Raw genomic sequence first — 17,915 nt, 5'->3', positions numbered from 1 at the left:
CCAGGCTTGTGTGCGGGTGCTGACGGCTTGGCCACGTCGGATGCCTCGGAGGTGCTTGGACGCGAGTCGTGCGCGGCGCCGGAGGACTCCGTCGCGGAGGCCGCTGTCGCGTCAGGTATCGAGTACTCGGGTGATGCCAGGGCGCGCCCGAGATGGAGCGACGCCTGCACGGGCACCGAGGTGACCAGCGCCGACGCCTCCTCGACCTCGTGTTGCGCGCGGGCCGATGTGACCGTGGCATCGCCGCGTCGTCCCCTGGGGGCCCGGGTGGGGAGCCCACAGATGAGCGTCGGGAACATCTCCAGCGTCACGCGAGAGACCTGGAGCGCTCGCACCGGGGCCGCGCCGAACACCGGGTCCCTCGCCCAGGGGCCCATGTACTCGGGGAAGGCCACCATCTGCCGGGGGTCCTCGAGGGGGCCTTCGTCGGGCATCGGCCCCGTGCCGCTCCGCTCCTCCTGTCGCACGGCCTCGGTCGCGCGAGGGGGCTCGTCCGGGGTGGGGGCGGCGCCGCCGGCCGCGGCGCCCTCGACGAAGCCGAACCAGTGCTGGCGCGGGTCCGGCAGGGAGGCGTCCCATTCGGCGGGCAGTGCTCCCTCCCGGGGCGCGCGCGGAGCCTTGGTGCCGGGAGCCCTGACGGGGCTCTCGGGCGGCGTGCCGGGCGGCGGGGTGGAGCGACTGCGGGAACTCATGGGGCTTTCTTCGCCGGGTTGGCGAGGCGGTGGGCGACCCGGTCGAACAGCCCGGGGGCCAGTCGGTTGGCCAGTACCATGACGCGGCCGGGGAGGGTGAGGATGGTGTCACGGCGTCCCCGCAGGCTCGCGCGCACCATCGCCTGGGCGACGTCCTCCGAGGACATGGCCTTCAACGGCACGGCCTCCTGGGCCCAGCCCGGCGCGTTCAGCCGGTGGTCCCGGAACTCGCTCTGCGTCAGGCCCGGGGAGACGAGCAGCACGCGGATGCCCTCGGCCGCCAGCTCGGTGCGCAGCGACTCCGTCATCGTGTTCACCGCTGCCTTCGACGCGCAGTAGCCCCCCAACAGCGGCAGGCCCCGGTGGCCCAGCACGGAGCTGACGTTGACCACCTGCGCGCCGCGCCGCCCGCGCATCAACGGCACCGCCGCCCGCGTCACGCGCCACAGCGCGAACACGTTCAGCTCGAAGACCTGCCGGAGCTGCTCCTCGGTGAGCTCGACCACCGGCCCATAGAGCCCCTGGCCCGCGTTGTTGACGAGCACGTCCAGTCCACCGAAGGCCGCCTGCGTCTCGCGCACGAGGCGCTCCACGTCCTCGCCGCGCGTCACGTCGCACCGCACCGACAGTGCCCTGACTCCGAGTGACTCGGCTTCACGGGCCGCGTCCTGGAGCCGCTCCTCGCGCCGGGCGGCCAGCACGACGTGGGCGCCCGCCGCCGCGTATGCACGCGCCGCCGCGCGGCCGATGCCGCTGGAAGCCCCCGTGATGAGGACCACCCGCTCCTTGAAGGGTTGGGTCTTCATGCCGCCGAGCACCTTACCTCCCTGGTCATATGAGGGATTGTCGCTCAACCCACGGCGGGCGTCCGATTCCTCGCCTGTTCCCCTTCTGGAGGGGCGAGCGAACGCCTAGGATGCGCCGCCTCCATGCGCCGTCCCCCCCTCACCAACGACTTCTCCTGGTCGAAGAGCCGTCACGAGAAGTTCTCGGAGTGCCTGCGCTCCTACTACTTCTACTACTACCGCTCGTGGGGCGGCTGGGAGGCGGACGCGCCGAAGGACGTGCGGGAGCTGTACGTCTTGAAGAAGCTGGCCAACCGCTACAGTTGGGCCGGCAGCGTCGTGCACGAGTGCCTCAAGGACGTGCTGCTGGACTGGCGCGCGGGGCGGGCGGTGGACCCCGCCGTCGTGGAGGCCAAGGCGCGCAAGGTGATGCAGGACGACTTCCGCTTCTCGCGCGGCAAGGGGTACTGGACGCAGAAGTACCGCAAGCAGTTCACGGGGCTGGTGGAGCACGAGTACGCGGACGCCGTCCCGGACGAGGCCTGGAAGCAGAACTGGGAGACGGTGCGCAGCGCGCTCGCGTGGTTCTTCTCCTCGCGCTGGCCCCAGCTCGCGCACTCGCTCAAGCCCGAGCAGTGGCTCGAGGTCGACGCGGGCTTCGACTTCGCCCACTTCACGCTCGACGGCCTCAAGGTCTTCGCCATCCCCGACTTCGCCTTCGTCGACGCGGACGGCACGCCGGTGGTGGTGGACTGGAAGACGGGCAGGTCGCGTGACGGCTACGACGAGCAGGTGCTCGGCTACGCGCTGTACGTGTCGCAGCGCTACCGCTTCCCGGTGGAGAAGGTGCGCGCCGCGCTCGTATACCTCAACGAGGGCAAGGAGCAGGACGTCTCGGTGGACCTGGGGGCCATGGAGTCCTTCCGCCGGCACTTCGAGACGAGCGTCTCGCGGATGCGCTCGCTCCTGAAGGACCCCGTCACCAACACGCCCCTGGAGGCCTCGGCGTTTCCTCCCTCGGAGGACCTCTCGCCCTGCATGCGCTGCGTGTTCCGCCGCCCCTGCGGACGCGAGGCGGCGGTGCTCGAGCGGCAGGCGGCGGCGCAGCAGGCCCCGTCGCCGCAGCAGGTGGCTTGAGGCGCGCGGCGGCTACCGCACGGTGGCCAGCCGGCGCACCACCACGCCCGCGGCGTTCATCCCGAAGCACGAGGTGACGAAGGACACGCTGCCGTCGATCTGCGTGCGGTGGTCGCACGTGTGGAAGTCGTTGTCCTGCGGGCAGACGCACAGGAAGCCGTCGGTGGCGTCGTCGTACTGGAGCGGCACCGCGATGCGCCGCGTCTCGATGGAGTAGACGGCGGTGATGCCGGTGTGCTTGTCCGTCTCCACGCCGTACTTGCGCTTGAGCAGCTTGCGGATGTCCTTGGCGAACGGGTCCATGTGCGTCTCGGACAGGTCCTCCACGCGGATGGCGGTGGGGTCCAGGCGCGCGGCGGCGCCCATGGAGCTGACCACGGGGATGCCCAGGGACACGCAGCGGTGCAGCAGGTGCAGCTTCGCCTTCACGTTGTCGATGGCGTCCACCACGAAGTCGTACTGGCCGGGGGGCAGGAGCTGTTCGGCGACCTCCTCGCGGTAGAACTCGCGCACCGCCTCCACCTTCGCCTCGGGGTTGATCTCCCGGGCGCGCTGCGCCATCAGCTCCGCCTTCGACTTGCCCACGCCCTTCACCGTCGCGTGGAGCTGGCGGTTGGTGTTGGTGACGCACACGTCGTCGTGGTCCACCAGCGTCAGGTGGCCGATGCCGCTGCGCACCAGGCCCTCGGCGGCGAAGCTGCCCACGCCACCCAGCCCGAAGACGACGACACGCGCGTTGGCCAACCGCTCCATCGCCGTGTCACCCAGCAGCCGGCCCGTCCGGTCGAAGCGCCGGGACAGCTTGAAGGGGCGGGCGAGCGAGCCCGTGGCGGCGTTCGGCGCGGCCTGGGCGGGCGCGGGCGGGGTCTCGACCTCGGGGGATGCGGGAGGGGGCTGCGGATTCATGGGGTCCTCTATAGCGCGACCGCTCGCCTACCGCGAAACAGGCGGGAAACCTTCCCGGAAGAAGCGGCGGGCGTTCTCGGTCGTCCGCCGGGCGACCTCTTCGACAGGCTCTCCCCGCGCCTGGGCCATCCCCTCGAGGATGCGTGGCAGGTAGCCGGGTTCGGAGCGCTGCCCCCGGTGCGGTGTGGGGGCCTGGTCGGGCGCGTCCGTCTCCGCCATCAACCGCTCCAGGGGAATGGCGCGCAGCGCGTCCAGGGGCTTGCGCGCCTCCGCCCACGTCACCGGCCCCGCGAAGGAGAAGTGGCAGCCCTTCTGGAGATAGAAGCGCGCCAGCTCCACGCCGCCGCTGTAGCTGTGCATGAGCAGGCCGGCCTCGGGGAAGGGCTCCTGCTTGAGCAGGTCGATGAGCGCCGGATGCAGCCGGTGACAGTGCATCAGCACGGGCAACTGGTGCTTTCGCGCCAGCGCCAGGTGCCGCTTCAGCACCGCCACCTGTCGCTCCAGCGGCGCGCCCGGAAGCGAAGGGCCGTCCAGTCCGCACTCGCCCACCGCCGCCGCGCCGCCCTTCGACAACAGCGCGTCGAGCAGCTCCAGGGCCGCGTCGTCGTCCTCGGGCGGCATGTCCGGGAGCATCTGGGGATGGATGCCCAACCCCACCTGGAGCCGCGCGTCCTGTCGTGACAGCGCGAGCAGCGGCTCCCAGTCATGGGGGCCCACGCCCGGGATGACGATGCCTTCCAGCCCCGCGCTCCACGCGCGCTCGAGGACTTCCGTTCGGTCCGTGTCGAAACGGGATGCGTCGAGATGACAGTGGGTGTCGATCATTGGTCAGGCCCTGCCCGGAGGCCGTTCATTCAGGAACACGCTGCGCATCGCCGCCCCGGGGGGCCAGGGCGTTCTCGGATGGCGACGGTATACGGCGCCCTCTCTTTTGGTGGAGGGGCTTTATGCACAAGGGACTGGTCGGCGCGATGGTCTGCGCGCTGGGGGTATTCATCACGGGGTGCAGCGACGAATGCGTGGACCCATTCGATTGCCGCAATGACAAGGGGTTCCCGCCCGAGGGGCAGGAGTGGCTCTGCAACAGCGACAACAAGTGCGTGTTGTCGCCCATCGACACGACGCCGCTGCCCACGGAGCCGGACGCGGGCGAGGAGGATGGTGGGGTCGAGGACGCGGGGACGGAGGACAGCGGCACCGTCGAGGACGGTGGCACCACGGAGGACGCGGGGACGACGGATGGGGGCACGGGGACGGGGAGCGGGGTGAAGGGCAGCGCCTGTACCGCCTCGAGCGACTGCGCGGCGGGGTTGCGCTGCGAGGGTTCACCCACGACGTGCCAGGCGTTGCAGTTGGTCGTCACGATTCGCGCGGACGACGCGGGCACCACCCAGGCGTCGGTGGCGCGCTACGACGTGGCGGGCTACACCGCGCTGTCGGAGGGCACGGCGGACAGCCGCTATCCCCGTTGGGGGCCGGGCGGCGCGCGGGTCTCCTTCGCGCAGGGGGCCGTCGACACGTCCTCCTCCAAGGTCGCGGGTGACCTGACGGTCCGGGACATCCCGCTCGTCGCGGGGCAGGCCGTGGTCCTCGCGGACGGCGGCACGGGCAACACGGAGAGCTTCCGGTCCATGGAGTGGGCGCCGAGCCAGGACATCGCCTGGGTGCGGCAGCATGGCTCCAGCCGCTCGGGCATCTCCGTCGTGCCGTCGGCGGGCGGCCAGGTGGTGGAGGCCACGACCAACGGCGCCTTCCCGGACTGGGCTCCGGACGGCACCACGTTCGTCTACAACATCACCGGGATGGGCCTGTTCACGTCCTCGCTCGGGGGCTCGCCGGCCCCCATCGCCAACTCGCCCACGAGCGCGGAGCAGGCGCACTACAACGGCGTCAACACCCAGTTGTTGTTCCTGGCCAACCCCGACGGGGCGACGGTGCAGTTCGCCGGGGACTCGGGCCTGACGCCGCTGTTCCGCGTCTACTCGCTCGACGTCACGAGTGGTGGCCAGCCGCAGCTCGTCGCGGACCTCTCGTCGGAGGCGTCCACGGACGGCACCATCGCCTCGTACATCGCCAGCCCCAACTGGTCGCCGGACGGGCGCTGGGCCGCGTACGTCCGCGCGTACTACTTCAAGCCGACCTCTGGCGGCGCGGTGCTGTGCGGCGCGGGGACCTCGCCGTGCCAGGACCGGGCGGGTCAGGTCGTCTTCCTGAGGGCCATCGACCCCGCGAGTGGCGCACCCACCGGTGACGAGGTGCGGCTCGCCGAGGGCGGCACGCTCCCGTCCATCTCTCCGGACGGTCAGTTCGTCGCCTTCGTCAAGGGCGGGCAGCTCAACGTGCAGCAGTTCGACCCGACCTCCGGCGCCGCGGTGGGGGCCGCCATCGTCCATCCGAAGAACGGCTTCACCGTCCAGACGAGCGACGCGGACGACCACCGTCCGCGCTGGCAGCCCCGGTAGTCCCGCGTGAGTCCGTCCGCGCCCCCGGAGCACGTGGGGGCGCGGATGCTCCCGGCGCCGTCACCGGAGCGGGTGGCACCGTGGGAGCGGGTGGCACCGTGGGAGCGGGTGGCACCGTGGCCGAGGAGCCACAGGTGGCGGCGCAACCCGTGCGCCAGGAGACGCGCGCGGGCAGCTTCCGGGTGCCTTCAACCCAAGACGACCTCGCCCGGCTCCCGGCGGGCGACCCCTCGCGGCGCGACGGCGCCTCACGCCTGTCGATGGCGGGCGACCGACGCGCGCATCCCCTGCGCCCCGGGGCCTCCGGAGCAGCGGTGGGCCGTCTCAGCCCACCACGACGATGCGACGTCCCAGCGCCCGCGCCATCTGCGGCGACGTCATCAGGTTCAGGGCCTCACCCAGCTCCCCTCCCGCCGTGTCGAACGCCGCGGCGATGACCTCGCCCACGGTGAGCTGGACCTTGTCCGCCGCCGCCCGGGCGGCCCGGTAGGCGGTCCGCCGGAGCGCGGGCATCACCCGGCGACCCTGCCGCCGGACCGTGCCTTCCCTGCGTTTCGTCCTCTTGGCCATGTGTTCCTCCCACCACGCGGTACCGCGCGGGTGAGTACACCTGGGGTCTGACATATGCAGACGAGGTGCCAGACGGCCGCCTGTCTGGGCGGGAAGAAGCACTCAGGGGATTCCCTGTAAGAAAGCCCGGTTCTGCTCGTGGATTCCTCGTAAGGGTTTCTCGACTCCGAATCGGTTCCTCGTTCTGTCGAGATTTTTCGTTCACGGAGTCCCGGAATCTCGACGTTTCGTTCAAGAGTCGAGATTCCGTTGGTCATCGCAGAGTCTGCGAATCTGCTGTGTCTTCAATGACTCGCAGGTCGAGCAAGCCCCTCCCTTTCGGGCAAAAAATCGTCACCGGGTTCGGAGACCTGACAGGGACGTCGCGCTCTCGTGAGGGGCGTGTCTGCTGGGATATACGCCGAGGAGCCATGCCCCAGACCCTCTGCCCGAACTGTGGTCACAGCCCCATTCCGCGAGGGGCCACCGCGTGCCCCTCGTGTGGCGAGCCCTTCGACCATCTCCAGGCGTACAAGAAGGTCGGCCGCATGCGGCTGGACCAGATTGGCGAGGCGGTGGACGACGACGCGACGGTGTTCGGCGGCGACCTCGTCACCAGCGCGGTGTCGGCGCATCCGGGGCCGGCGGGGGTGGTGCTCGGGGCGGGGGCCGTCGCGTGGTTCCTGCGCGTGGGCGGGGTGGTGGGCTCGCTCCAGGACCCGCAGTGGGCCTACGGACTGGTGGCGCTGGACCTGGTGCTGGCGCTGGTGCTGGTGCTCAACCGGGGGCCGGCCAAGGGGCTGGCGCAAATGGGGTTGGTGGCGCAGTTGCTCGCCACGGCCTGGTTGGCGCGCGCGGCGCCGACGGCGCCCGTGCACCTGGCCTACTTCGCGCTCGGGGTGCTGTCGCTGACCATGGTGTTGGGCGAGCCGGGCGTGGTCCGGCGCTACATCGGCATGGGGCTGGGCCTGGGCGCGGCGCTGGCGTCGGTGGCGCTCGTGGCGGCGCCGGGGGCGCTCTCGGGCAACGGCGGCGTGCGCCAGCTGCTGGTCGGCAGCGAGCTGGGGTACCGGCTCGAGTTGCCCGTGGGGTGGCAGCGGCTGACGCGCGAGCAGCTCGTGTCCCATCTGCCGCTTCCCCAGGCCACGTTGAATGGCAGCGCGGTGGGGTTCGGTGATGCCTCGCGAGGCGAGTACGGCATGCTGTGGGTGGAGCGCTCGCCAGGGCAGGCGCTGCCCGCCGGGTGTCAGGGGCTGCTGCGCGCGCTCGGCGCGGGAACGCCGTCCGCGGCGGCGCTGCCCGCCCCGCCCGCGCTGGGGTCGCGCACCCAGGTGCATGGGCTGAGCATGTCGAGCGGGGCGCGGGGCGTGCTGGGCTGCGGCCTGTTGTCGGATGGGCGACTGGTGGGCCTGGCGGTGGTGGTCTCGCCCGCGGGGGGCGCGTCGACGGTGGACGCGTCGATGGAGGCGGCGTTCAGGGCGGTGGGCTCGGGGCTCTCGTTGCAGTAAAGGCGGCGGACCATGAACGTCCAGGTCCTGTTCCACGACAACTGCTTCGACGGCGCCGCGAGCGCGGCGGTGTTCTCCCGTTTCTACCGGGAGCGCATCCGCGCGGACGCGGCCTTCCAGTACCTGGGGTTGACGCACAAGCCGGGGGCGGAGGGCATCGACCCGGCGGTGTTCTCCGGGCAGGAGAACGCCATCGTCGACTTCCGCTACAGCCAGGACCCGCGCCTGACGTGGTGGTTCGACCACCATGCCTCCGCCTTCCAGCAGCCGGGGGACGAGGCGCACTTCCGCGCGGACACCAGCGGGCACAAGTTCCACGACGCGCACCGCAAGAGCTGCACGAAGTACCTGGCGGACGTGGCGCGCGAGCGCTTCGGCTGGGATGCCTCGCCCCTGGCGGACCTCATCCTCTGGGCCGAAATCATCGACGGCGCGCAGTTCCCGTCGCCGCAGATGGCGGTGGCGCTGGAGGAGCCGTCGCTGCGCATCATGACGGTGCTGGAGGCGAACAAGGACCCGGCGCTCATCCCCGAGGTCATCCGCCGGATGCAGACCGAGTCGCTGGAGGCCATCGCCGCCTCGCCGCTCATCGCCACGCCGCTCGCGCCGCTGCTCGAGCGCCACCAGGGCCACATCGCGCTGGTGCGCCAGCACGCGCGCTACGAGCGGGGCGTCGTCTTCTTCGACCTGGTGGACCAGGGCGTGGACAGCCTCAACAAGTTCATCGCCTACGCGCTCTATCCGGACGCGCGCTACACGCTGTGGGTGGGCCGCGGCGCCTCGCGCGCGAAGGTGTCCATCGGCTCCAACCCGTGGAAGCCGGAGCTGCGCAAGCACGACCTGTCGGCCATCGCCGGGCGCTTCGGCGGCGGAGGCCATCCGGTGGTGGCGGCGGCGAGCTTCAAGGCGGACCAGGTGGACAAGGCCCGCGCCGCGTACCAGGAGATCCTCGCGGAGCTGTCCAGCGTGGGTTGAGGCCCCGGACAGGGGCCGGCTATGGGCGGCGCTCGAAGAAGGTGAAGCCCGCCTCGCGCAGCAGCCGCACCACCGTCACCATGGGCAGGCCCTGCACGTTGGCGCGGTCTCCGTCGAGCCGCGCCAGCAGGGCTTGTCCAGCGCCCTCCACGCGGTAGCTGCCGCAGCAACCCTCCCACTCGTCCAGGTCCAGGTAGCGCTCCAGCTCGTCCGCGCCCACCGCGTGGAACGTGAGGTGGGCCGTCTCCACGGCCTCGGCCTGGTCGCCGCCGGGGCCCACCAGGCACACCCCGGTGTGGATGTCGTGCGTGGTGCCCAGCAGGAGGCCGAGCTGACGCCGCGCGGCGTCCCGGTCCGCGGGCTTGGTGAGGATGTGGCCCTGGACCTCGACGAGTTGATCGGCGCCCAGCACCCAGGCGTTCGGGTGCCGTCGGTGGACGGCGCGGGCCTTGCGAGCGGCGAGCTCTCGCACGGCCTCTCGCGCGGAGAGGCTCGGGGCCACGGTCTCGTCGACGCCCGGGGACTCGGCGCGGTAGGGGAGGGTGAGTCCATCCATCAGCGCCCGGCGGGCGCTGGAGGTCGATGCCAGGATCAGTTCTCTCATCGGCGTGGCGCCGGACTGTACCCAGGGGGACGGGCGGTGTCGCCCGCCGGCCGAGCATGCACGACCCTGCTTCCCGGCCACGGAGGGATGCCGTAGCCTGACGCCCCATGTCGCGGCGCGGTCTGCTCGCCCTCTTCCTCCTCTTCAGCGCCTGCAAGCGGGACGCTCCGGTACCCGAGGCACCGGACGCGGGACCCCGCGCGGAGGCGTGTGTGGCGCCGGCCCCCTCCGCGGAGGGGAAGGTCCCCGCGGTCAACGTCAGGCCCGTGGAGACGGGGCACGCCGCGGAGCACGTGGAGCCCCTGCCCGTGTGCCGCGCCAACGGCGCGTCGCCGCTCGACGCGGCGCGTGGCTACTTCGAGGCGGGGCGCTACCAGGACGCGCTGTCGTGCGCCGCGCAGGCCGCCGCGCTGGAGCCGGACCTGGCGCCGGCCCACGCCGAGCGGGGCGTGGCGCTGGCCGCGCTGGGGCGCGAGGCCGAGGCCCAACTGGCCTTCGCGCGGGCGCTCGCCATCGACCCCGGGGACGCGGACGCGCTCCTGGGCGCCGCGCACCTGTACGCCGTGCAGCTGCCCTCCTCGCGCGAGCACGACGAGCTGGGCACGCTCTACGCCGAGCGCGGCCTGTCCCAGCCGGGCACGCCCCCGGAGCTGATTCCCCACCTGGCGCTCGTGGCGGCCATGGCCTTCAACGACCTGGGCCAGGCGGAGGAGGCCCTGGCGCGGGCCGCCATCGTCCTGGCGCGCGAGCCCGGCAACCACGAGGCCCTCTACGAGCGCGCGCTGGCGCTCTTCGAGCTGTGCCGCTTCCCCGAGGCGAAGTCCGCCTTCCAGGTGCTCGTCACCGACCCGGAGCGCTCCGCGCACGCCCACCAGCACCTGGGCCTCCTGCTCGAGCGCGAGGGCCGGTGGAAGCAGGCCCAGACGCACTTCGACAAGGCCCGCGCCCTGTCGCCGGAGGACTTCCCCCCGCCGCCGCTCCCCGGGGCGGAGGCCTTCCGCGCGGACGTGCTGCGCGCGGTGGCGGAGCTGCCCGCGGACATGCGCGGCGACCTGGAGGGGGTGCCCGTCACGGCGGAAGAACTGCCGGCGGACAGCGACCTGCTCGCCAACCAACCCCCGCTTTCACCCACGATCCTCGGCCTGTTCCGGGGGCCCTCCCTGGGGGAACCGTGCGACGGGACGGAGACGCCGTGCCGCTCCGTGGTGCTCTACCGGCGCAACCTGGCGCGGGCCGTGCGCACGCCGGAGGAGCTGCGCGAGCAGATTCGCGTGACATTGCTGCACGAAATCGGGCATCTGCGCGGGGAGGACGACGAGGAACTGGCCGCTCGCGGCCTGGAGTGACGCCCCCATGCCCCCCGCATCAACCCTGCCCGTCGCACGCGCCAGCCTGAAGGGCGCCAAGTCCCTGCGAAAGGGCAACCCCTGGCTGTACCGCACCGAGCTGGCCGCCCCGCCCGACGTGAAGGGCCCCGGCGCGGTGGTGTGGGTGGTGGACCCCCAGGGAAATCCCATCGGTCAGGCGCTGTACGCCCGCCGCTCGCCCCTGGCGCTGCGCCTGCTCACGCGCAAGGGCCCCGCCGAGGAGGCCGTCGACGACGCCTTCTTCCGCCGCCGCCTGGAGGCCGCGCTCGCGCGCCGCAAGCCCCTGGCTGGCCGGGACGGACTGCGGCTGGTGCACGGCGAGGCGGACCTCCTGCCGGGCCTCTTCGTGGACCGCTACGGCGCGGGCCTCACGCTGCAGACGCTCTCCGAGGGCATGGACGCCCGCAAGGAGACGCTGGCGCGCATGCTGGTGGAGCTGACGGGTGCCACCCACGTGGTGTGCCGCGACGACGCCTCCGGCCGCGACTTCGAGGGGCTGACGCGCGAGTCGCGCCTGCTGCACGGCCAGGGCGAGGCGCGCTTCACCTACCACGAGGGGGAGAACCGCTTCGACGTCGACCTGATGGGCGACATGAAGACGGGCGCCTTCCTGGACCAGGTGGACAACCACCTGCGCGCCGGCGAGCTGGGCCGCGGCCGGGCGCTGGACCTGTTCAGCTACCACGGCGGCTTCGCGCTCTCCTTGGCCCGGACGTGTGACTCGGTGCTGGCCGTGGAGCAGGACGCGAAGGCCGCCGCGCGCGCCGCGGAGAACGCCCGCGCCAATGGCCGCGCCAACGTCACCGTGGAGAACGCCAACGCCTTCGACGTGCTGCGCCGCTTCGACACGGAGGGGCGCCGCTTCGACACCGTGGTGTTGGATCCGCCGGGGCTCGCCAAGCGCCGCGAGGGCCTGGCCACCGCGCTGCGCGCCTACCACGAGCTGAACCTGCGCGCGCTGCGCTGCCTGGAGCCGGACGGCCTGCTCGTCACGTGCTCCTGCTCCGGCAAGCTGGACCGCGCGGGCTTCGAGGAGATGGTGCTCGCGGCCGCCGCGGACGCGAAGCGGCCGGTGCAGATCCTCGAGCGGCGGGGCGCGGGCCTGGACCACCCCGTGCTCGGCGGCCTGCTGGAGACCGAGTACCTCAAGGCCCTCTACGTGCGCGCCCTGTGACGGGCGCGCGGCGGGGCCCGTCGCCTACGACAGGCCCAGCTCCTTGCGCAGCCTGCCCACGACCTTGAAGTACTCCGTACGGGGGAAGGGGACGTTGAGGATGTGGAAGTCCTTCTTGGACAGGCCCACGCACCCGAAGCAGTAGTTGCAGTCCTGGAGGTTGCGGCACAGCACCAGGTAGGCGCTGGTGGAGCAGTTCTCGCTCTGCAGGCAGTAGGCGCACGCGTTGCAGCTCTTGCACTCCACGCAGTGCGAGCAGTTGTTGCACAGCTCACAGCGCGTGCAGTGCGTACAGGTGAAGCAGCTGTCGCACTCCTTGCAGAACATGCAGTTGGCGCAGCGCTGGCAGTTCTCGCAGGCGTACGAGCCGGGGTTGCCGGGGTCGGACGCGTAGCTCTTGGTCAGCTTCTGGAGCTGGTCCAGGAACTCGCGCTTGCCCAGGGCCGACACGAGCTCCCGCGCCGCCTTCTCGTTCGCGAGCGGGTCCACCGCTTCGGGCCGCGTTGCTTTCTCCTTCACCACCCGGAACTCTCCTTGCCCGCGACGGGGCTCACTCACTGAAGCCGGGCCAGCCCGGCAAGGTCGATGCCTCGCGCCACCCGCCGCACCTCCACCGTGCCGGGGAAGCCCCGGCTGGTGACGGCCACCACGAAGCGCTCCCCCACCAGGAGGTTCGCCTCCGCCAGCGCCTCGTCCGCGTCGTAGCGCACGAAACCCACCGCGTCCTCCCAGTGGATGGGCGCGGACGGGTCGCTCGGGGCGCGGTCCTTCGCCCGCTCCGCCGCGTCGCGGATGGCCTGGCCGATCTTCCCGCCCATCGTGGTGTCCACGATGCGCACCTTCACCTCTCGTCCCTCACCTCGGGTGTACAGGCGCTCGGCTTCGGAGACGGACACCTCGCCGTACTTCCCGGTGGAGCCCTGGGTGCGGGACACGGTGAACCCCTCCAGCTTCTCCGGCAGGAAGGGCGCCAGTGACTTGAAGTACACGCAGGGCGCGCTCGCGGCGGGAACCTGGGGTTCCACCACGCCGGAAGCGTCGTCTTCCCGCAGGCATCCGGTCCCCGGAGCGAGCGCGAGCAGGGCGGCGGTGAGGCGGAGGAGAAAAGAGTCGCGCACGGCCGAATCAAAGGGTATCCCCGGCCCGCGCGCAATGGACCTCTCGAAGCTCAACCCACCCCAGCGCGAGGCCGTGGTCACCCTCCAGGGTCCCCTGCTGGTCCTCGCCGGTGCTGGGAGCGGGAAGACCCGCGTCATCACCCACCGCATCGTCCACCTGCTCGACGAGCGGCCGGACCACATCCTGGCTCGCAACATCCTCGCGGTCACCTTCACCAACAAGGCCGCCACGGAGATGAAGGAGCGCCTGGTCCACATGGCCGGCCCCCGGGCCCAGGGCGTGCTCGTCTGCACGTTCCACGCCTTCGGTGCGGAGATGCTCCGCGAGGACATCCACCGGCTGGGGTGGCCCCGGAAGTTCGCCATCGCGGACATGGGCGACCAACTGGCCATCATCCGCCGCGCCATGCGCGACCACCGCATCGACGACCGGGCCTTCGACGCCCGCAAGGTGCTGGGGCTCATCTCCAAGGCGAAGAACTCCGGCCAGGCGCCGGAGCCCAAGCCGGAGGGCATCGGCGACGACTACGACCTCATCACCCACATGGTCTACGGGGACTACCAGCTCGCCCTCAAGGCGCAGGGCTCGGTGGACTTCGACGACCTGCTGCTGTTGCCCGCGCGCCTCCTGCGCGAGCACTCGGACCTGTACCTCAAGTACACCCACCGCTTCCGCTACCTGCTGGTGGACGAGTTCCAGGACACCAACCTCGCCCAGCTGGACCTGCTCAAGCTGATGGCGGGGCAGGCGCGCAACGTGTGCGCGGTGGGCGACGACGACCAGTGCATCTACTCCTGGCGCGGCGCGGAGGTGCGCAACATCCTCGACTTCGAGCGCTTCTTCCCGGGCGGCAAGGAGGTGCGCCTGGAGCAGAACTACCGCTCCGTGCAGATGGTGCTGGACGCGGCCAACGCCGTCATCGCCAAGAACCCCGAGCGCAAGGCCAAGCAGATGTGGACCGACCGCAAGGGGGGGCCCAAGGTGAAGGTGGTGGCGTGCCCCAACGACGAGGAGGAGGCCCGCTTCGTCGCGCACGAAATCCAGAAGCACCTGGGGCTGGGCGTCCCCGCGGACGACATCGCCGTGCTGTACCGGACCAACGGCCAGGCGCACCCCATCGAGGAGATGCTGCGCGAGAAGAACATCGCCTACGAGGTGGTGGGCGGCAGCGAGTTCTTCGACCGGCGCGAGGTGAAGGACGTCATCGCGTACTTCAAGGTCATCGTGAACCGGCTGGATGAAATCTCGTTGATGCGCATCATCAACGTGCCGACGCGGGGCATCGGCGACGTCACGGTGGAGCGGCTGCACGCGCACTCGCGCGAGGAGGGCGTCACCCTGTGGACGGTGATGCGCCGGGCCGCCGACTACGACGACCTGCCCCCGGGCGCGGGCGGCAAGGTGCTGGAGTTCGTGGAGCTCATCGAGCGCTACCGCGCCGCCTACGAGCACGGCCAGTTGGCCACGGTGACGCGCAAGCTGCTGGAGGAGATCGGCTTCCGGGACGCCACGCGCGCCCACGCCACCAGCGCCACCAGCGCGGACAAGAAGCTCAAGAGCGTGGACGGCGTGCTCGACTCGCTGGAGCGCTTCGAGAAGCGCGAGGGCCCCAAGGCCAGCCTGCTCACCTACCTGAACCGGCTCTCGCTCGACAACCGGCAGGAGGACGAGGAGGAGATTCCGGGCGCCAAGGGCCGCGTCACCCTGATGACCATCCACTCCTCCAAGGGCCTGGAGTACCGGCTCGTCTTCTTCATCGGCATGGAGGAGGACCTGATGCCCCACGGCGGAATGCAGGGCGAGGCGCAGAACCTCGAGGAGGAGCGCCGGCTCTGCTACGTGGGCATCACCCGCGCCAAGGAGCTGCTCTACCTCAGCCGCGCCGTCACCCGCGTGAAGCGCGGCAAGGAGATCCCCCGGACGCCCTCGCGCTTCCTGGAGGACCTCCCCCCGGAGGTCACCGAGGTCATCACCCCGGACGCACCGCGTCAGGGACCGCCCAGCTCGGAGGAGAAGAACTTCTTCGCCAACCTCAAGGAGCGCTTCAAGAAGCCCCCGCCGGGCGCCCTCCCGGGGCAGGGCGGCGGCTCCGGGGCGCCGCCTGGAGGTAGGGCGGGGTAGGCAAGGGGCCCCGGGACCCCCCATCCCTGGGGGTGGGGCGAGCCAAGGGGCCCTTGCGGGCGCGCCGACCTTGACTTGATCCGCCGCGACCGCTAGGAGGGTCGGCCTTTCCGGGCCTCTGTGGATGCATCACGGAGGACCTGTGGTTTGTTTGGCACGATCTGCGGTCCCCGGCATGCACCTGGCGACCGCGAGAAGTTTGGAGTGCAAGCAATGTCGCAGAAGACCTACAGCGCGAAGGCTGGGGACATCAAGCGCCAGTGGCACGTCATCGACGTGTCCGACAAGGTGCTGGGCCGCGCGGCGAGCCAGATTGCCACCCTGCTCAAGGGCAAGCACAAGGCCATCTACACGCCGTCCATCGATACGGGCGACCACGTCATCGTCATCAACGCCGACAAGGTGAAGGTGACGGGGACGAAGGAGCAGGACAAGATGTACTACCGGCACCCGCACGCGGGTTTCCCGGGCGCCCTGAAGATCACCAACCTGGCGAAGCTCCGTCAGCGCCACCCCGAGGACATCATCATCAACGCCGTGCGCCGGATGCTTCCGCGCAACGCGCTCGGCCGCCAGATGATGACGAAGCTGAAGGTCTACGCGGGTGATACCCACCCGCACGCCGCCCAGCAGCCGGCCGCGTTCAAGGTCGAGGCGTAAGGGAGACAACGTCCATGCCTATCCACCAAGAGCTCGGTTTCTACGCCACCGGCCGCCGCAAGGAGGCCACCGCTCGCGTCTGGGTTCGTCCCGGCACTGGCCAGGTCACCATCAACGGCCGCGAGATCAACGACTACTTCGGCCGTGAGACGTCGAAGATGGTCCTCAACCAGCCCCTCGAGATCCTCGAGCAGAAGGGCAAGCTCGACGTCACGGTCAACGTGCGCGGCGGCGGTCTTTCCGGCCAGGCTGGCGCCATCCGTCACGGCATCGCCCGCGCCCTGTGCGCCTTCAACCCGGAGTTCCGTCCGGCGCTGAAGAAGGCGGGCTTCCTCACCCGCGATGCTCGCGCGGTCGAGCGCAAGAAGTACGGCCAGCCGGGCGCGCGTCGCCGGTTCCAGTTCTCCAAGCGCTAATCCCTCGGGGTTGGTCCCTTGGCTGTCTCCCGCGGCGGAGGCTCTCTCACGAGGGTCTCCGCCGTGGTGTTTTCGGGGCCTGGCGGGGCTGTCCGGTCGCCTCCGCGTGGGAGCGTCTGGTACCATCCCCGGCGCCCATGGAACTCAACGAGATCCTTCAGATCGCCCTGCGCGGCGGTGCTTCCGACATCCATCTCAAGGCCGGCCTCCCGCCCATGTTCCGCGTGGACGGCTCGCTGGTGCCGCTCAAGGACGGACGTCGCCTCCCCCCGGAGGAGGTGGCCCGCATGTCCTTCGGCATCATGAACGAGTTCCAGAAGGAGAAGTTCAAGGCGAGCAACGAGGTGGACCTGGCCTACGGAGTCCCGGGCCTGGGCCGCTTCCGCGTGAACGTCTTCCAGCAGCGCGGCACGGTGGGCGCCGTGCTGCGTGTCATCCCCTTCAAGGTGATGACGATGCAGGACCTGCTGCTGCCGCAGGTGCTCGCGAAGATTTGTGGCGAGGAGCGCGGTCTCATCCTGGTGACGGGCACGACGGGCTCCGGCAAGTCGACCACGTTGGCGGCGATGATCGACCACATCAACTCCAACGAGACCAGCCACATCATGACGATCGAGGACCCCATCGAGTTCCTCATCCGTGACAAGCGGTCCATCGTGAACCAGCGCGAGGTGGGCGTGGACACGATGAGCTTCGCGCAGGCGCTCAAGAGCGCGCTGCGGCAGGACCCGGACGTCATCCTCGTGGGCGAGATGCGAGACCACGAGACCATCGAGACGGCGCTGCACGCGGCGGAGACGGGCCACCTCGTCATGTCGACGCTGCACACGCTGGACGCCACGGAGACGGTCAACCGCATCGTGTCCGCCTTCCCTCCGCACCAGCAGAAGCAGGTGCGCATCCAGCTTGCGAGCGTGCTCAAGGGCGTGGTGAGCCAGCGCCTCGTGCCACGGGCGGACGGCAAGGGCCGCGTGGCGGCGGTGGAGGTGCTGCGCGTCACCGCGCGCGTGCGCGAGCTCATCGAGGACAAGGACCGCACGAAGGAGATCCACGACGCCATCGCCCAGGGCACGGACTCCTACGGGATGCAGACCTTCGACCAGTCGCTGATGAGCCTGGTGCGCCAGGGGCTCGTCACCTACGAGGAAGCCCACCGCCAGGCGTCCAACCCGGACGACTTCGCGCTGCGCTTCTCCGGCATCAGCGGCACGTCCGACTCGAAGTGGGACAGCTTCGACGCCAAGCCCGGCGAGGCCCGGCCCATCCCCGGCTCGGCCTCCTTCGCGCAGAAGGGTGCTCCGGCAGGGGCGGCGCCGCCTCCGGCCGCCGCGCCCGCGCCCGCCCCCCAGGCCATGCGTCCTCCGACGCCGGTGCCGCCGCCCGGCGTGGCCCGTCCCTCCGGCCCCGCGCCCGCGGTGGCCCGTCCCGCCGCGCCGCCCG

Annotated in this window: 17 protein-coding genes; 10 read left to right on the top strand and 7 right to left on the bottom strand. The window is 71.1% G+C overall.

What is annotated here, in order from left to right; translation table 11 throughout:
• Nucleotides 1-688: 688 nt before the first annotated feature.
• Nucleotides 689-1,498: an SDR family oxidoreductase gene (locus tag LZ198_RS38705; protein ID WP_253977185.1), complete on the bottom strand. Its 810-nt coding sequence runs from the start codon at nucleotides 1,496-1,498 to the stop codon at nucleotides 689-691.
• Nucleotides 1,499-1,621: 123 nt separating this feature from the next.
• Between LZ198_RS38705 and LZ198_RS38700 the strand changes: the two genes are divergently transcribed.
• Nucleotides 1,622-2,614 carry a PD-(D/E)XK nuclease family protein gene (locus tag LZ198_RS38700; protein ID WP_253977184.1) on the top strand — a complete coding sequence of 331 codons (993 nt, stop codon included), beginning with the start codon at nucleotides 1,622-1,624 and terminating at the stop codon, nucleotides 2,612-2,614.
• 12 nt (nucleotides 2,615-2,626) lie between these two features.
• Here the strand turns inward: LZ198_RS38700 and LZ198_RS38695 are convergent, their stop codons facing one another.
• Together LZ198_RS38695 and LZ198_RS38690 are read right to left on the bottom strand one after the other, a co-directional pair.
• Nucleotides 2,627-3,520, bottom strand: a complete 894-nt coding sequence (locus tag LZ198_RS38695; protein WP_253977183.1) for a tRNA threonylcarbamoyladenosine dehydratase — start codon at nucleotides 3,518-3,520, stop codon at nucleotides 2,627-2,629.
• A gap of 27 nt (nucleotides 3,521-3,547) precedes the next feature.
• Nucleotides 3,548-4,345, bottom strand: a complete 798-nt coding sequence (locus tag LZ198_RS38690) for a TatD family hydrolase (RefSeq protein WP_253977182.1) — start codon at nucleotides 4,343-4,345, stop codon at nucleotides 3,548-3,550.
• A gap of 122 nt (nucleotides 4,346-4,467) precedes the next feature.
• On the opposite strand from LZ198_RS38690, the gene LZ198_RS38685 reads away from it, so the two are divergent.
• The gene (locus LZ198_RS38685; protein WP_253977181.1) at nucleotides 4,468-5,982 is read left to right on the top strand and encodes a TolB family protein; all 1,515 of its coding nucleotides are present in this window, start codon (nucleotides 4,468-4,470) and stop codon (nucleotides 5,980-5,982) included.
• Nucleotides 5,983-6,306: 324 nt separating this feature from the next.
• Here LZ198_RS38685 and LZ198_RS38680 read toward each other — a convergent pair whose 3' ends face one another.
• A complete protein-coding gene (locus tag LZ198_RS38680; RefSeq protein ID WP_253977180.1) occupies nucleotides 6,307-6,552 on the bottom strand; it encodes a hypothetical protein in 246 nt (81 codons plus the stop codon).
• A gap of 410 nt (nucleotides 6,553-6,962) precedes the next feature.
• Here LZ198_RS38680 and LZ198_RS38675 point away from each other — a divergent pair, with 410 nt between their 5' ends.
• Together LZ198_RS38675 and LZ198_RS38670 are read left to right on the top strand one after the other, a co-directional pair.
• Nucleotides 6,963-8,039 carry a zinc ribbon domain-containing protein gene (locus LZ198_RS38675; RefSeq protein WP_253977179.1) on the top strand — a complete coding sequence of 359 codons (1,077 nt, stop codon included), beginning with the start codon at nucleotides 6,963-6,965 and terminating at the stop codon, nucleotides 8,037-8,039.
• Nucleotides 8,040-8,051: 12 nt separating this feature from the next.
• Nucleotides 8,052-9,014, top strand: coding sequence for a DHH family phosphoesterase (locus tag LZ198_RS38670; RefSeq protein ID WP_253977178.1), 963 nt, complete (start codon nucleotides 8,052-8,054; stop codon nucleotides 9,012-9,014).
• A gap of 19 nt (nucleotides 9,015-9,033) precedes the next feature.
• On the opposite strand, the gene LZ198_RS38665 is transcribed toward LZ198_RS38670, so the two are convergent.
• A complete protein-coding gene (locus LZ198_RS38665) occupies nucleotides 9,034-9,618 on the bottom strand; it encodes a Maf family protein (RefSeq protein ID WP_253977177.1) in 585 nt (194 codons plus the stop codon).
• Nucleotides 9,619-9,725: 107 nt separating this feature from the next.
• Between LZ198_RS38665 and LZ198_RS38660 the strand changes: the two genes are divergently transcribed.
• Together LZ198_RS38660 and LZ198_RS38655 are read left to right on the top strand one after the other, a co-directional pair.
• Nucleotides 9,726-10,964 carry a metallopeptidase family protein gene (locus tag LZ198_RS38660; RefSeq protein ID WP_253977176.1) on the top strand — a complete coding sequence of 413 codons (1,239 nt, stop codon included), beginning with the start codon at nucleotides 9,726-9,728 and terminating at the stop codon, nucleotides 10,962-10,964.
• Between the two features lie 7 nt (nucleotides 10,965-10,971).
• A complete protein-coding gene (locus LZ198_RS38655; RefSeq protein WP_253977175.1) occupies nucleotides 10,972-12,159 on the top strand; it encodes a class I SAM-dependent rRNA methyltransferase in 1,188 nt (395 codons plus the stop codon).
• A gap of 24 nt (nucleotides 12,160-12,183) precedes the next feature.
• On the opposite strand, the gene LZ198_RS38650 is transcribed toward LZ198_RS38655, so the two are convergent.
• Both LZ198_RS38650 and LZ198_RS38645 read right to left on the bottom strand, forming a co-directional pair.
• Nucleotides 12,184-12,681, bottom strand: coding sequence for a caib/baif family protein (locus LZ198_RS38650; protein ID WP_253977174.1), 498 nt, complete (start codon nucleotides 12,679-12,681; stop codon nucleotides 12,184-12,186).
• 32 nt (nucleotides 12,682-12,713) lie between these two features.
• Complete coding sequence (locus LZ198_RS38645) at nucleotides 12,714-13,184, bottom strand: hypothetical protein (RefSeq protein ID WP_253977217.1); 471 nt, start codon at nucleotides 13,182-13,184, stop codon at nucleotides 12,714-12,716.
• 127 nt (nucleotides 13,185-13,311) lie between these two features.
• On the opposite strand from LZ198_RS38645, the gene LZ198_RS38640 reads away from it, so the two are divergent.
• The 4 genes from LZ198_RS38640 to LZ198_RS38625 form a co-directional block, all read left to right on the top strand.
• A complete protein-coding gene (locus LZ198_RS38640) occupies nucleotides 13,312-15,399 on the top strand; it encodes an ATP-dependent helicase (protein WP_253977173.1) in 2,088 nt (695 codons plus the stop codon).
• 213 nt (nucleotides 15,400-15,612) lie between these two features.
• A complete protein-coding gene (rplM, locus tag LZ198_RS38635) occupies nucleotides 15,613-16,059 on the top strand; it encodes a 50S ribosomal protein L13 (RefSeq protein WP_253977172.1) in 447 nt (148 codons plus the stop codon).
• A gap of 14 nt (nucleotides 16,060-16,073) precedes the next feature.
• Nucleotides 16,074-16,475, top strand: a complete 402-nt coding sequence (rpsI, locus tag LZ198_RS38630; protein WP_253977171.1) for a 30S ribosomal protein S9 — start codon at nucleotides 16,074-16,076, stop codon at nucleotides 16,473-16,475.
• 137 nt (nucleotides 16,476-16,612) lie between these two features.
• A partial coding sequence (locus tag LZ198_RS38625) for a type IV pilus twitching motility protein PilT (protein ID WP_253977170.1) occupies nucleotides 16,613-17,915 on the top strand: 1,303 nt, incomplete at its 3' end.

The sequence above is a fragment of the Myxococcus dinghuensis genome, assembly GCF_024198235.1.
GTDB lineage: Bacteria > Myxococcota > Myxococcia > Myxococcales > Myxococcaceae > Myxococcus > Myxococcus dinghuensis.
Note: the sequence above shows the minus strand (reverse complement) of the source record. Positions and strands in the feature narration are given on the sequence as shown.